The sequence below is a fragment of the Flavobacterium rhamnosiphilum genome (assembly GCF_004349195.1).
In the GTDB taxonomy this organism is placed as follows: Bacteria; Bacteroidota; Bacteroidia; order Flavobacteriales; family Flavobacteriaceae; genus Flavobacterium; species Flavobacterium rhamnosiphilum.
The window spans coordinates 135,748-150,923 of sequence record NZ_SMLG01000005.1 but is presented as its reverse complement, the minus strand read 5'-3'; the positions used below and the strand labels follow the sequence as shown (position 1 = coordinate 150,923).

Genomic DNA, 15,176 nt, shown 5'->3' with positions numbered 1-15,176 from the left:
AAAGAACTTTATTTTTTTACTATGTGTAATTTTATTTACGTTTTAATAAGAATAGTTTAATAAATGAGGATAATTGTTTTGGATTAGAACCATTTTCGATTAAAAAGATTGATTAATGTTTTAGGAGAAAAAGTAACTATAAAACGTACTTTTTCATTATAATTGTTTTGGGCTATTTCCCATCCATTGTTCGAATATATCGGAAAATACAACTCAAAGTAGTCCGTCACTAAATTGAGACGGATACCGCTATCGTATACAAATTTTTCATTTTGACCTCTATTTTTGATGAATCCTACATCACCATAAACTTCTATCCAGTTCCATACACTAACACTTGCATTTAAGCTGGTAATCCATTTATTTGCATAAGGTGTTGCTATTTTTGATTTAAAGCCGCCTTCAGCCATTATGTGTTGTTGACTAAAAAAACCGGTGCTTTCAGATCGTCCAAAATAATTATAATCAAAGAGGTAATCGGTAGGTCTGTCTAGTGCGAAACTAAAAAAATCGGATGCTGTTTTATTGTATAAAAAACTTCCGGCATAAAACCGCAGATTAATTTGACGATTGTTTTCAAAGAGTTTTCTGTATTCTATTTCGCCGGTAACTTTTCCAAAATTACTTGAGATTTGAACATCAGAACTAAAGTTAAAATGATTGGTGACCTCCGTTTTTGAATTCACATATCGGGCATCAAAAATCGAATAATTGGATGGGGAGTTATCAGTAACAAATGCGCTTTTTTCTTTGTTTACAATAACTTGTCGGAATAGAATCAGTTGTTTTCTGTTGTCTCTGAAATTAGGTTCCCTAATCCGCAATTGGATTGTGGGATTTAGTTTTAGATAAGTGGCATCTTGTGCATAATGAAAGTAGGAGCCACTTAACGAATATCTTGCGTTATATAGTGTAGTGTTTCTATAATTTTGGTTTACCACAAAAGAAGCTGATCCGGATAAATTATTGGATTTAGTAGAGTAGGATGGGTTGAGGTCAAAAGTAAAAGGTTTGTCTAAAATAGTCTTATTATGCAATCGCATTCCCGGAGTCAAACCGTCGTATAAATTATAGGATAAAGTGGGCACATATAAAACCTGATTGTAATACGGATCCTCTAAATCTTTCATAAATACAAACTTTACCGGACGATTGTTTGGAAAAAAACCATCTAGTTTTTTCCAGTTATTTCTTAAATTATATTCAGGAACTTCATTTTTTAAATTTAAGATAATTTTATCAGCACCTTTTCTTTGGATGGTAAAAGTACTGTCGCGTTCTTCAATATCCAGCCATTGCTTAAAAACAACAACTCCTTTTTTTGTACCATAAATAGGAATGGGAATAGGAGTTCCGGTTCTGTTTATTACTGAAAAAGTGATACTGTCTTTAGTTTTTGAAACACTGGAAAATTTATAATCAATAATAGCCCTGGAATTAATGATGATATTAAAAAACCAGTTAATGTCTTTATCGGTATTTGATTTTAGTATGGTTTCAAAATCAGTTCTGGAAACTTGTTTGATCTGATTTTGATTGTAAAATTGTCTTATACTAGTGGTAACAGCATCATTTTGTAAATAATCATCTAAAAACAGGATGCTTAATCCAGCCCTATATTTACTGGCAATTTGCTCGTTGAATTTAATTAAAGTGTTTTTAGAATCTCCAAGAGGTTGATCCAGATTTTTTCGAGCCATTAACATATAGAAATAGCTATACTGTTCATTAAAACCAATATTGACAAGATTGAAACTTTTTAGCAGTTTGATATTAGAAGCACTTCCCATCATTTTTGTGTTGGGGTGATTTTCATCCATATATTTCATCATGGCATAGACCTGTAACCCATCATAGATCCAGTTGTCTTTTCTAGGGTCCAATTGTAAACTTGTTTTTAGGTATTCATTCAGATAGGTTTTCAAAAATTTAATTTCAAAAAGAAATTCATCTGGAAACGGACTTATAAAAGAAGGAAGTTGATTCAATCCATAAAAAGGATTTCTCTCGTAATCGGTTTGAGAAACAATAATTTTTTCATGCGGATATTTTCCGATTAAATCGTTTGTGAAATTCACAACTCGGTCTATTACAATCGCTTTTTGAATAGTATTCAATTTATTGTTTTTTAAATCAGTCAGCACCTCAACAGCACTATTTTTATAACTTTCAAAACTGGATTTTGGTTCTATAATCACGCTAAAATTAGTTCTGTTATTCCCGGATAATTTATAGTTTAAAAAAGTTTCATTAGCACTTGATTTACTACTTTTTAAATCAGAAATGGCTTCTGAATTTTTAGGTACTTTTAAATCAATTTCAAAACTGGAATAGGCATTGGCAATATCATCTAAATTAGTATTGCTGTATCGGATGAAATTATGGTTTTCATAACGGGCTGGCGTAAGAAACCAGTTTTTAAGATGTATAGTTCCGCTATTATTGTACCCATATTTTGTAAATTTATCGCTGGGTATTTTAGTGACATAAGTCAGCTGTAAAACGACTTTTTGATTCGGAAGTAAATTTTCAGTTAATTTAACTTCAATTAAATCAGGATTTTTATCCGTTCTTTCCCATAACAAAACCGATTTATTTGCGTCTAAAAGGATCAGTTTCTTAGTGCTACCGCGCTCTTCTTCTTTGGCTAAGTGGAAACCTCTATAAAATTCATCAGAAAATCGTTTGGCTAAAGGGGTATTTTTAGTAGAAAAAGCATTATTCCAATCATTTAATACAATCGAGGTTAGCGTATCATTTGACTGGTTAAAAAAAGTAATTTCCTGTTGAATATTCAATGTCTTATTTTCGGCATTCAACTCCGCTTTTATATCAGAATGATGTTGTGCATATTGTTTTATAGAAAGTAATAAAACAAGAGTGTAAAGCGTAATTTTAAAGAATGAGTTCAAATTCCGGTATTAATTTTATTAAAAAAATAAATATACTTTTTTTTAGATTAAAACACTATATAAATTATCTTATTAACATAAAAAAGCTGTCGGTTAGACAGCTTTTTTATGTTAAAAATTTGGAGTTAAATCGTATTTTTTATAGAATTTATCCAACACATCAACGACTTCATCTTCGGTATCCACAATTTTAAATAAATTCAAATCTTCGGCACTTACAGTAGCTTCTTTTTCTACTAAAACCGTTTTGATCCAATCGATTAATCCTGCCCAAAAACTGGAACCAACCAATATTATCGGGAATCGTGCAATCTTTTTAGTTTGAATCAAGGTCATCGCTTCAAATAATTCATCCATCGTTCCAAAACCTCCCGGCATCACCACAAAACCTTGGGAATATTTGACAAACATCACTTTTCGAACAAAGAAATAATCAAAATTCAGGTTTTTATCGCTGTCAATATACGGGTTGAAATGTTGCTCAAAAGGCAGTTCAATATTCAATCCCACTGATGTTCCTCCACCCAGATGTGCGCCTTTATTTCCTGCTTCCATAATTCCGGGTCCACCACCAGTAATCACGCCATAACCGGCTTTACTGATTTTATAGGCAATTTTTTCGGCAAGCAAATAATACGCATCTTCCGGTTTCGTTCGTGCCGAACCAAAAATTGTCACACACGGACCAATACGTCCCATACTTTCATAACCGTTTACAAATTCGGCCATAATTTTAAAAATCGCCCAACTGTCATTGGTTCTAATCTCATTCCAAGTCTTTCTCTTCAGTCGGTCTTGGATTACTTTATCCTCATCATTGTCAAAATCTTCTAATCTCATATTTATTTTATTTTTTATTTTAACCTTGTTAGGGTTCAAAACCCTAACAGGGTTGAAATTCAACTTTTACTAAAGTAACTCTTTTTTCAAGAATTGCGCCGTATAGCTTTTTTTATTTTTTATAATTTCTTCGGGAGTTCCTTTCGTTATAATTATTCTGCCTGCTTTTCCCCTCTTTTGGAGGGGTGCCCGGAGGGCGGGGTGGCTTTATTGTCGAAAATTTTCAGATATTAGTCGCTTTATTTCCAAATTCTACAACAATATATTTCTCTAGTTCCATCATCACATTATTCAAATCGTGTTTCACTCTTAAATCCGAAATTTTATATACCCTTAATCCTAATGAAATGAGATAATCTTCTCTTTTTTGGTCGTATGCTTCTTTATTGTCATGGCTCGATCCGTCAATTTCGATTACTAATCCTAAGGTTTTTACATAAAAATCTACGATATAATTACCTATGATTCTTTGTCTATCAAAGTCAATCTTCCAAAACATCCCTTTGTGAACTTGCAACCAAAAAATGACTTCCGACAATACACCTGCCTTGCGTAAGGATCGGGATCGGGACTTTAGTTTTATGTTGTAAGGTAGGTTTTCAATAAAGTTTCTATATACGGGCAGTCCATTTATATAAGCTGTTATTTCTCTATTGTTTTCCATACAATTCACTTTTTATTTTTCCCTTTTTGAACGTTTTTTACGGTTGAATTTACAGAAAAATGGTAGTTGTAACGAAAAACCACCCCGCCCTACGGGCACCCCTCCAGAGGAGGGGAATTAAGACAACTCTTTTTTCAAGAATTGCGCCGTATAGCTTTTTTTATTTTTTATAATTTCTTCTGGCGTTCCTTTGGCAATAAGCTGTCCGCCGCCTTTTCCGCCTTCAGGACCAATGTCTATAATATAATCGGCTAGTTTAATCACGTCCATATTATGTTCGATAATCAATATCGTATTCCCTTTGTCAACCAGTTTATTAATCACTTCCATCAACACCCGTATGTCTTCAAAATGCAATCCTGTTGTAGGTTCATCCAGAATATAAAACGTGTTTCCGGTATCTTTCTTAGACAATTCACCCGCCAGTTTGATACGTTGTGCTTCACCACCGGAAAGTGTGGTACTTTGTTGTCCAAGCGTAATATAACCCAAACCAACATCCTGAATGGTTTTTACTTTTCTGTAAATCTTCGGAATCATTTCAAAAAAGGGGACCGCTTCGTCTACCGTCATATTCAACACATCTGAAATGGATTTTCCTTTGTATCGAATCTCCAGTGTTTCTCTGTTAAAACGCTTCCCTTGACAGGTTTCGCATTCTACATACACATCAGGTAAAAAGTTCATTTCAATCGTTCGTACGCCCGAACCTTCACAGGTTTCGCAACGTCCGCCTTTTACATTAAAACTAAATCGGCCTGCTTTATATCCCCGAATCATACTTTCAGAAGTCATCGTAAACAGATTTCTGATTTCGGTAAAAACTTCGGTGTAAGTTGCCGGATTACTTCTTGGCGTTCTACCAATCGGGCTTTGGTCAATATCAATCACTTTGTCGATATGTTCCAATCCTTCTATTTTTTTATACGGTTGTGGTTTTTTGACACCATTGAAATAATAGGCATTCAAAATAGGGTAGAGCGTTTCATTAATCAAAGTTGATTTTCCACTTCCAGATACTCCGGTCACACAAATCATTTTGCCCAAAGGCAATTCTATCGAAACATTTTTCAAGTTATTTCCTGTTGCTCCGGTCAGTTTTAGGAATTTTCCATTTCCCTCTCGACGTTTTGCAGGAACCTCAATTTTCATCTCCCCATTCATGTACATCGCTGTAATAGTATGATGTTTCAGAATTTCAGCTGGCGTTCCTTTGCTGATAATTTCACCGCCATATTTTCCTGCTTTTGGTCCAATGTCAATTACATAATCGGCACGTTCAATCATATCTTTATCGTGTTCCACCACAATTACCGAGTTTCCAATATCGCGCAATTGTTCGAGTGAATGAATCAATTTATCATTGTCTCTTTGGTGTAAACCAATACTTGGCTCATCCAAAATGTACAAAACACCAACCAACTGCGAACCAATTTGTGTTGCCAATCGAATACGTTGTGCTTCACCACCCGAAAGGGATTTCGAGCTTCGGCTTAAAGCCAAATAATCCAACCCTACATTCATCAGGAAGTTCAGTCGATCTTTAATCTCTTTGATTACTTCAGTAGCAATACGTTTTTGTTTATCAGACAAATGATTTTCTAAATCCAAAAACCAAGCTGTCAAATCCGAAATGTCCATATCGCACAATTCGGTAATATTTCTTTCGTTGATTTTAAAGAATAGGGCTTCTTTTTTCAAACGAGAACCTTCGCAAACCGGACATTTTATTTCGTCCATGAATTCCTTTGCCCAACGTTTTATGCTTGTAGAACCGCTTTCGTCATGTTGATTTTTGATAAAATGCGAAATTCCTTCAAAATCAATTTTATATTCGCGGGCAACGCCTAAATCTTTAGAATTGATGGTGAATTTTTCTTTTCCGCCATTCAAAATCATTTCCATGGCTTCCTGCGGAATAGTTTCTACGGCATCGGTCAATTTGAAACCATATTTTTCTCCTATGATTTCCAGTTGCTTAAAAATCCAGGAGCTTTTATATTCTCCCAAAGGAGCAAAACCGCCACTTTTTATGGATAATTTCGGGTTTGGAATAATTTTCTTGGGGTTAATTTCATTTACTGTTCCTAATCCGTTGCAATGATCACAGGCACCTTTTGGGGAATTGAAAGAGAATAAATTAGGTTCGGGATTCTGGTATGAAATTCCGGTGGTTGGACACATCAAATTCCTGCTAAAAAAACGTACTTCATTAGAATCTTGGTCTAAAACCATCAACACATTCTCTCCGTGATGCATGGCCGTATTGATGCTTTCAATCAAACGTTTTTCATTATCTGGCGTGTCTTCAATCACCATTCGATCCACAACAATTTCTATATCGTGTGTTTTATAACGGTCTAATTTCATTCCCAAAGTAATATCCAGCACATCGCCGTTTACTCGAACTTTTAGGAAACCTTGCTTGGCAATTTGTTGAAAAAGCTCGGCATAATGTCCTTTTCGAGCACGAATAACAGGTGCTAGAATATTGATTCGTTTTCCTGTAAAATCTTGAATAATCAAATCTTTGATTTGCTCATCAGAATAGGAAACCATTTTTTCGCCGGTATTGTAGCTGTATGCATCAGCACCACGCGCGTACAATAAACGCAGGAAATCATAAATCTCAGTAATAGTTCCCACAGTTGAACGCGGACTTTTACTGGTCGTTTTTTGTTCAATAGCAATTACAGGCGAAAGCCCGTCGATTTTATCGACATCGGGACGTTCTAAACCGCCCAGAAATTGACGCGCATAAGCAGAAAAAGTTTCTACATAGCGGCGTTGCCCTTCGGCATAAATGGTATCAAAAGCTAAGGATGATTTTCCGGAACCAGAAAGACCGGTAATTACGACCAGTTTTTCACGAGGAATGGAAATATCTATATTTTTTAAGTTATGAACGCGAGCGCCTTGAACTTCAATGGTATTGTCTTTATCTAACATAATTTTTGCAAAAAAGCAAAGTTACAATTTTGAGTTGTTCTTTTCACCCAACGGTTTGGAAGATTTTGTTAAAGATTCTTTCTGAAATTAGATTTGCGCAAATAAAAAGTTCAGCATATAAAAAAAGCGTCAACATAATTGTTAACGCTTTCTTTGAAGAATTTTGATAAATATTATTCGGTTACAAATTCATTAAAAGGCTTAAGCACGAAAGGAATATTACTTTCTTTTGCTTTCTTTTGATAAGAAGCTTCGTGTTTTGATTTTAACGTTTTAAACTCGTTTATTGAATTGTCAAATCGTTGTTTTATCGCTTCCATGTTCTCCAGTTGTGAAGGGGACGGTGCCGTAAAACTGCTGGCGATATTAGCATATAATTCTCCCAATTTTTCTCTTAATTGTGGTTCTGCCGCACCTACGTAGTTATCACCAGTTGTCACCACCAATTTTGCTTTTAAATTATCAAAAGCGGTTTTTATTTTGGTAGCTTCTTTGGTATATGCTTTGTCTTTTGCCATAAGTTCGGTCAGCAAACTATTAGTCTGATCAATTTCATATACTGTGTAGGCCAATTCCTCGTTCATGTTGAATAATACACGCGTAATTTTTCTTTCTTTTTGACGGTCTGCTGCAGAAATACTACTTTTTGGGTCGTTTACTACTTTTAGCATGTACGTGTAGGTTTCTTTTCCTTTTGTAAGGACCGCTTTGTAGTTCCCTTCGGCTACTCTTGGTGCTGTAAATCCATAATAGGAGAGCGTTTTTCCTGCTGCAATTTTAGGGTTTTTCATGTTGTAATTCCAATTTACAACATTGATTCCTTTTTGTTTTCCAGGTGTTAGAGTAGTTATTTTGTTGCCATTTTCATCTTGAATCTCAAGATCCATTTTCCCTAAAGTATGACGTTTTTTTAGGTAATAAATAATCTGGGCACTCGAAGATGGATTATTTCCAACAAATTCTAATTCGGTTGCCGTTGTCCCAAAACTGGACTGTTCTTCTATTACCGCTGGTTTTAAATCAAAGAAATGCAAGTCTTTATTTAATACTACCTGGTTAATTTGACGCAGCGGGCTAATGTCGTCCAGAATGATAATTCCTCTTCCGTGGGTAGCCATAACCAAATCGTTGGTTTTTTTGTTTAACTCCATGTGGTGAATCGCTACTGATGGCATTTTGTTTGTAAAATGCGACCAATTGCTTCCACCATCAATAGTTATATATAATCCTTTTTCGGTTCCTAAAAACAATAAATTTTCATTTATATAGTCTTCCTGAATGTTGCGTACAAATCCGTCCACATCAGCCGTGATTATAGATTTCCAAGTTTTACCAAAATCCGTTGTTTTATAGGTGTATGGCGCATAATCGTTTTTGGTATGCCCTTCGAAAACGGCATAAGCTGTTCCTTCTCCAAAAACACTGGCTTCAATATGATAACACCAAGTGTTTTTTGGTAATCCTATGATATTAGCCACAACATTTGTCCATGTTTTTCCGCCATCTTTTGTCACCTGAATGTTACCATCGTCACTTCCTGCCCAAATGATATTTTCGTTTAGCGGTGATTCTGCAATGGTGAAAAGCGTACAATGATTTTCGGCTCCCGAGTTATCTTTGGATAAACCACCTGAATTTTCCTGATTCATTTTCTTAGGATCATTTGTAGTTAAATCTGGTGATATTTTTGTCCAGGTGCGCCCCATATCTTCCGATTTATGAACAAATTGACTACCGATATAAAGGCGGTCAGTTTGTTTTTTGCTGACTTCCATAGGGGTATTCCAGTTGAAACGCAGTTTAGGATCTCCTTTTACGGCAAGTGGCTGTATAGTAATAAGTTCTTGACTGTCAATGTTGAAACGCCAAACATTTTCGGCACCTTGCATTTCGCTATAAATAATGTTTTTGGATGGATGTTTCACTACTCTGAAGCCATCTCCATAACCTACGCGAGTCCAATCTCTTGCTTCAATGCCACCCGGACTTTTTGAAGGCCCATACCAAGAACCATTATCTTGCAATCCGCCATATACATTATAAGGTTCATTATCGTCTATACTTACATGATAAAATTGGGAAACGGGTAAACTACTTACCATTTCCATGGTTGAGCCACCATCCCAGCTTCTATATACACCGCCATCGGTTCCAGAATACATGCGATTACTGTCATTAATATCAAAAGTAACATCGTGAATGTCGCCATGCATATTTCCTAAACTCTTAAAAGTCTTTCCGCCATCTCGGCTAATAGAACCCATTAATCCGGCTTTAACCACGATTTCAGGATTTTTTGGATCTACCACAATTCTTGAAAAATAAAAAGGACGCACCACCAAACCAAAATCACTGTTTAAATGTTTCCATGTTGCACCTGCATCATCGGAACGGTATAAGCCATTCTTATCACTTTTTTCAGTTTCAAGTACGGAATATAAAATATTTGAATTTGTAGGCGCAACGGCGATTGCGATTCTTCCTAATTTGCCTTGAGGAAAACCATTGTGGATTTTGTTCCATGTTTTGCCACCATCAACCGATTTGTATAATGCAGATTGTGTTCCTCCAGAACTAAATGACCATCCCGTTCTACGGAATTCCCAAAAACTGGCATACATGATGTTAGCATTTTTTGGATCCATAATTAGATCCGAACAACCTGTTTTTGCATCAACGTAAAATTCTTTTTTCCAAGTGGTTCCGCCGTCTGTAGTTTTATAAATACCTCTTTCTTCGCTGTCTCCCCATAAGGCTCCTAATACACCCACCCATACCACATCACTGTTTTTTGGATCGACTACAATAGAACTGATACGATCCGATTTTGGCAATCCCATATTTTTCCAGTTCTGTCCTCCATCTGTAGATTTGTAAATTCCGTCACCTACGGATACGCTGTTTCGTGTCCAGGTTTCACCAGTTCCTACCCAAATATTCTGATCGGGTTTTGATGGGTCAATGGCTACACAACCGATAGACTGAATGTGTCCATCGAAAATTGGAGCGAATGAGGCTCCTCCATCATAACTTTTCCAGACACCACCACCAGCGGTAGCCGTATAGACTATTTTGTTATTGGTTGGGTGCATTTCCAAGTCGGTAATACGACCGCTCATCAACGCCGGACCAAGATGTCTTGCGGAAATGTCACCAAATAATTCTTTTCCTTTAAGGATTACTTTTTCTTGTGCACTAACTGCTGATGATGCAAAAAGAAGTAAAGTTGCTATTAATAGATTAGTTTTTTTCATATGTTGATACTATTTTTTTTATAGGAATAGGTTATGCACCATGAGGAAATATCTTTATACACAATTTGTGTTTTAAGAAACATGGCTATTTCATAAAAAGAGTTTTAAAAAAATCCCCAACGCAGGTTGAGGATTGATGGTTATAGCTTGATATTATTGCGCTGGAAAAGCAAAAGCGCTGTCAGCAACTGTAGGGTTTAAAGTTACTTTTTTAATTTTCATATCTTGTCCCCCCATATTCATTGAAAATGGAAAAAACACACCGTCAACTTCTTGATAATCACTCATTGTTGAAACCGATTTTTGACCTTTCATTGGGCCTTGTTTAATCTCTGTTTCTGTTGCTATTGCTAAGTAGTTTTCTGTGTCAAAATAGTAATAGGATATATCATCCATTTTTACACCATCAACAGTGACTGGTTTCTTTGTGAATTTTATCTTGAAGCATTCCGTACCTTCTTTAGTTTCTTTTCCTATAAATTCTGCGGCGTATCCTTTAGCTTTATAGTCTAACAATGCATCCGGAAAGTCGTTGTTGCTTAGAATAGCATTGGCTGTTGTCTCAGCATCACTTTTTTCCGCTTTCATCGTCATGAAATTAGTATTCCAAATGGTTTTACCGTCCGATGCCATTTGAGTGATTTCTTTTCCTTGTAAAGAAATTTTAACATACATCTTACCTCCAGCTAATTGTACCATTTCAACTGGAATTTCCATACCCTGAGCATTAATGCTCATTTCCATTTTAACACCTTTAAGGGGTTTTAATTTTTCTACACCTCCAATAGTTGTAAAGTATTTAGAGATAACTTCATCTGCACTTTGTGCAAAAACGGAAGTACTTACAATAGAAAATAAGAATGCAACGATCGATAATTTTAATGTTTTCATAATTTTTTGTTTGGTTTATTGTGTTAGTATAAATTTATTTTAAAAAGTTACAAGATGAAATGATATTCTTGTTAATTAATTTTAGAGATTATAATTATGTTTAAAGATATTAATTAATAAAGTATGAAACAAAGAAAATATAATTATAACAGTATGTGATTGTTAGGGGGTCAGTCACCTATCATATTTCTTCGAAAAGCACATTTTGATTTATTCTTTCGATGGAACACTTTAGAAGTTTATGTTAAATTAGGATATAAAAAAACGCCAACCTAAGTTAGCGTTTTTTGTTGATTTGAATTGATTTTCTAGTTTAGAGCGAGCTGAATTTATTCAGCACCAGCTCCCAATACCTGTAAAACTCCAACAATCCACATGATAGGTCTCCAAAGTACTATAAAACCTATTATTGACAATATGGAGAAGACTGACCAAAACCAAAAACCAGCATCTTGGGTAAAAACGGGAAACATTTTATTTAATAACATATAAATACCAAATGGTATTGCAGCCAATACGAATACAAACCATACAATGCATTTTATAATAAATGCGATGAAATTTAATAATACTTGAAATAACATAATTGTGAATGTGTTGTGACTTTCGTCTGGTTAAAAATGATAAATTTGGATAAGAATAACTATTTTTAGTTGTTGGAATTATGATTAGGAATTGTGTCGTCCATAGCGGTGATTAAACCAGTAACTAACAGTGACAGCCCAACGCCAATAATGCCACCCGTTTTTGGGTTTTTACCAAGATGATTTGCAATTGCAATCCCAGCAGCCGCTCCCGAAGTTAGAATGGTACTTAAACTGCTAAAGTCCATTTCGGTGTTTTGCTTTTTAAATAGATTTTTCATTATATATGTTTTAAAATTCGGGGTGAAATTAAAACCCAGTAATGACAATTTGTGGCAGTATTAAATGAATTTAAAAATCAACTATAACGACAGAGATTGTCAGTTTGTTTTTCTATTTTTGAGTTATGGAAAAAGACATCACAGAGCATAAACCTCTTAATTCAACTCAAGTAGCACAAACAAGTATTTTAATTGATAGTCTAAAGAAAAGACCCTATCAGAAAATAGGACAATTGGTAGTTAAGTTAGGCATCACAAAACCCGAAATCAGCGAACGTACTTTTTACAGACTTATAGACAAACTATTTGTTATTTATGGAATTAAAATAAGATTTGATTATAGTATCGGTGGTTATTTTATTGATGAAAAAGAAAGCAGTAATACAGAATCATTTTTGAGTCATATTGAAATATTAGCAACAGCAGAGCTTTTTACTTCTAATTTTGAAGATAAAAGTAATCCACTCTCATTAGTTGAATTTGAAACAAAAGCGATAACAGCAACTATTCCCAATTTTAAAATTGTTTTAGAAGCTATTCAAAAAAACTTGCCAATAAGCTTCATTCACAACAGTTTTTATCATCGTAAAGAAGAAGAATATACACTAAAGCCTTATTTTCTCAAGCAATATCAAAACCGTTGGTATGCGATTGGCGAAACCGAAAAAGGCTATCGTACTTTTGGAATTGACAGAATCGAAAATATCACAATAGGTACCAAAAAATTCAAACCCAAAACAGAAGAAGCCAAAGAAAAATTCAGTAATGTTATTGGTTTGAACTACGTGGATCATAAGTTGGAAACCATAAAACTCTCATTCCATAGTTCTCAAAAACCGTATTTGGAATCACTGCCTTTGCACCGTTCTCAAAAGGAAATTAATCTTGAGAATGGAGAAACTTTTGATATCGAATTACGTATTCATCCCAATTTTGAATTCAGACAACAAATTTTAAAATATGGAAGTTTAGTTAAAGTTCTGGAACCAAAATGGTTGGCGGAAGAAATAAAAGAAGAACAGAGAAAGGCATTTGAGCGTTATTAATTGAAAAATACTTGCAAAAAAAATACTACATTTGATTAATTGATTTTGCAAATCAATTAAAAATCTAAGATGAACAATTCAAATTATTAAAATAATTTATAAAGAGTGAAAAAAATGGATTTTGAAAAAATTGAAATTGAATTAAATAAAGAGGAAGTGCAATTATTAAAAGAAATTGATGATCTCAGAGATAAAATGGATGATGTAGACCCGAAAAAGTTAAATGGACAACTTCTCGACTCTATTAAAAACAAAGCTATAGAAACAATTGCATTATCATTAGGAGTTTCAGATGTAATGGATGGTATTTCTTCTAAGAATGGGCTTGACTTAGAAAAGGAATATAAAAATTATTTAGAATGGGAAAAAAAACCAGCAAATGAAAAATCTAAAGAGTATAAGGCTACAAATATTCATCCAGATGAATTCAAAAAATTTATAGATCAAACAAATAACTTAGTTTACAACAGAGATGAACTTACAGGTGATGTTTATAAAAAAGCAATTAAAAATAAAAGAATAGAAAATCCTGATGGATTTATTTGTGCTTACACTGGAAAATTTTATAAACATGGGGAAAAATATGATTATGAACATGTAATATCTGCTCACGAAATTAGCCAAGATAGAGTACTAAATTATATTGCAAATGTTGAAGAAAGAAGAGAAATTACTAACTCTTCTGAAAATATAGTTGTAATTGGTCGTGAAGTAAATCAATCTTTAGGCAAAACGAAAGTAGATGACAAACCACAATGGGCTGGAAAGATGTCAAGTAAAGAGCCTAATAAAACAAATAAAGAGTATCATGAAGCAGATGAAGAATTAATCAAGGAAACTATTAATAAATCAGTTAATAATGTAAATGACATAAAAGAAAGCAAAATCGTTGATTATAGTCTAAAAACTAAAAGTAAAATAGTTGTAGGAAATGTAGCGAAAGGTGTCGCAAAAGCTGCTGTGGGTAAATTATTATCCATTACTGTAGTTGAAATAATTAATGAGTATCAAAAAGAAGAGGAAAGGGACATAAAAGAGAGTATAAAAAATATCACAAATAGTATAATGATAAAAGCTAAAGATGTCTTGGATACCTTTAAAAATCATTCAATTAATGGTTTTGTTTCAACTTTGGTAGATGCTTTGTTAAATAGTCTTTTTAAAATTGCTAAGGATATTTTCAAATTTATAAAAATGGCATTCAACTCAATTTTAAGTGCAATTAAAACTCTTTTATCTTCAAATGCAACCATAGAAGAAAGAATAAATGAGGCACTTAAAATTCTAGGAGTAGCTGTTTTAGGAATGCTAAGTGTAGCGTTAGAACAGACAATTGAAAAAGCATTAATTGCAGCATTGCCTTTTACTGCTCCATTTGCTGGATTTATTTCTTCAATACTAAGTGGTTTGATTGTGGGAATTGGTTCAGTCTTGGTACTTCAAGCGTTTCAGAAATATCAGAATAATATAGAATTTAGAAATCTTCAAGGGCTTGAAAATTCTGGCTTAGAAAAAATTGCTAAAGTTAATTTAGCTCAATTAGGTATAAGTAATGTAAAAACTACAGAAACTGTAATTCAGGCAATAGTTATTTTTGATAATTCAATGCCTTTAATAGCATCGTTTAAAAATTTTATTGAAGAAAATTTAGTAAATATTAAAAACTCAAATCTATTGATAACTAACAATATTTTAGAAACAAAAAGTATTATTGACGAAAATGATGATTTGTTAAATCTATTAGAAAGCATATAA

Annotated in this window: 10 protein-coding genes; 2 read left to right on the top strand and 8 right to left on the bottom strand. The window is 33.9% G+C overall.

The window, feature by feature from the left end; genetic code table 11:
* Positions 1-83: 83 nt before the first annotated feature.
* From E0I26_RS08525 to E0I26_RS08490, 8 genes are all read right to left on the bottom strand, one after another.
* Entirely contained in the window at positions 84-2,831 is a 2,748-nt protein-coding gene (locus E0I26_RS08525) for a gluzincin family metallopeptidase (protein ID WP_131916178.1), read from the bottom strand.
* 192 nt (positions 2,832-3,023) lie between these two features.
* Entirely contained in the window at positions 3,024-3,752 is a 729-nt protein-coding gene (locus tag E0I26_RS08520; RefSeq protein ID WP_131916069.1) for an LOG family protein, read from the bottom strand.
* Positions 3,753-3,975: 223 nt separating this feature from the next.
* The gene (locus E0I26_RS08515) at positions 3,976-4,416 is read right to left on the bottom strand and encodes an endonuclease domain-containing protein (RefSeq protein ID WP_131916068.1); all 441 of its coding nucleotides are present in this window, start codon (positions 4,414-4,416) and stop codon (positions 3,976-3,978) included.
* A 117-nt stretch (positions 4,417-4,533) separates the two neighbouring features.
* Complete coding sequence (uvrA, locus tag E0I26_RS08510; RefSeq protein ID WP_131916067.1) at positions 4,534-7,365, bottom strand: excinuclease ABC subunit UvrA; 2,832 nt, start codon at positions 7,363-7,365, stop codon at positions 4,534-4,536.
* Positions 7,366-7,538: 173 nt separating this feature from the next.
* Complete coding sequence (locus tag E0I26_RS08505) at positions 7,539-10,619, bottom strand: VPS10 domain-containing protein (RefSeq protein WP_131916066.1); 3,081 nt, start codon at positions 10,617-10,619, stop codon at positions 7,539-7,541.
* A gap of 153 nt (positions 10,620-10,772) precedes the next feature.
* Positions 10,773-11,510 carry a LolA-like protein gene (locus tag E0I26_RS08500; protein WP_131916065.1) on the bottom strand — a complete coding sequence of 246 codons (738 nt, stop codon included), beginning with the start codon at positions 11,508-11,510 and terminating at the stop codon, positions 10,773-10,775.
* A gap of 329 nt (positions 11,511-11,839) precedes the next feature.
* A complete protein-coding gene (locus E0I26_RS08495) occupies positions 11,840-12,094 on the bottom strand; it encodes a hypothetical protein (protein WP_131916064.1) in 255 nt (84 codons plus the stop codon).
* Positions 12,095-12,159: 65 nt separating this feature from the next.
* A complete protein-coding gene (locus E0I26_RS08490) occupies positions 12,160-12,375 on the bottom strand; it encodes a hypothetical protein (RefSeq protein WP_131916063.1) in 216 nt (71 codons plus the stop codon).
* Between the two features lie 125 nt (positions 12,376-12,500).
* Between E0I26_RS08490 and E0I26_RS08485 the strand changes: the two genes are divergently transcribed.
* Positions 12,501-13,421: a helix-turn-helix transcriptional regulator gene (locus E0I26_RS08485; protein WP_131916062.1), complete on the top strand. Its 921-nt coding sequence runs from the start codon at positions 12,501-12,503 to the stop codon at positions 13,419-13,421.
* Between the two features lie 114 nt (positions 13,422-13,535).
* On the top strand, positions 13,536-15,176 hold the full coding sequence (locus E0I26_RS08480; protein WP_131916061.1) for a hypothetical protein: 1,641 nt from the start codon (positions 13,536-13,538) through the stop codon (positions 15,174-15,176).

Excerpts from the sequence above, each read along its gene's own strand:
- E0I26_RS08490 (WP_131916063.1), bottom strand. The coding sequence starts at position 12,375 with ATGAAAAATCTATTTAAAAAGCAAAACACCGAAATGGACTTTAGCAGT.
- E0I26_RS08500 (WP_131916065.1), bottom strand. The coding sequence starts at position 11,510 with ATGAAAACATTAAAATTATCGATCGTTGCATTCTTATTTTCTATTGTA.
- E0I26_RS08515 (WP_131916068.1), bottom strand. The coding sequence starts at position 4,416 with ATGGAAAACAATAGAGAAATAACAGCTTATATAAATGGACTGCCCGTA.
- E0I26_RS08505 (WP_131916066.1), bottom strand. The coding sequence starts at position 10,619 with ATGAAAAAAACTAATCTATTAATAGCAACTTTACTTCTTTTTGCATCA.
- E0I26_RS08495 (WP_131916064.1), bottom strand. The coding sequence starts at position 12,094 with ATGTTATTTCAAGTATTATTAAATTTCATCGCATTTATTATAAAATGC.
- uvrA (WP_131916067.1), bottom strand. The coding sequence starts at position 7,365 with ATGTTAGATAAAGACAATACCATTGAAGTTCAAGGCGCTCGCGTTCAT.
- E0I26_RS08520 (WP_131916069.1), bottom strand. The coding sequence starts at position 3,752 with ATGAGATTAGAAGATTTTGACAATGATGAGGATAAAGTAATCCAAGAC.
- E0I26_RS08485 (WP_131916062.1), top strand. The coding sequence starts at position 12,501 with ATGGAAAAAGACATCACAGAGCATAAACCTCTTAATTCAACTCAAGTA.
- E0I26_RS08480 (WP_131916061.1), top strand. The coding sequence starts at position 13,536 with ATGGATTTTGAAAAAATTGAAATTGAATTAAATAAAGAGGAAGTGCAA.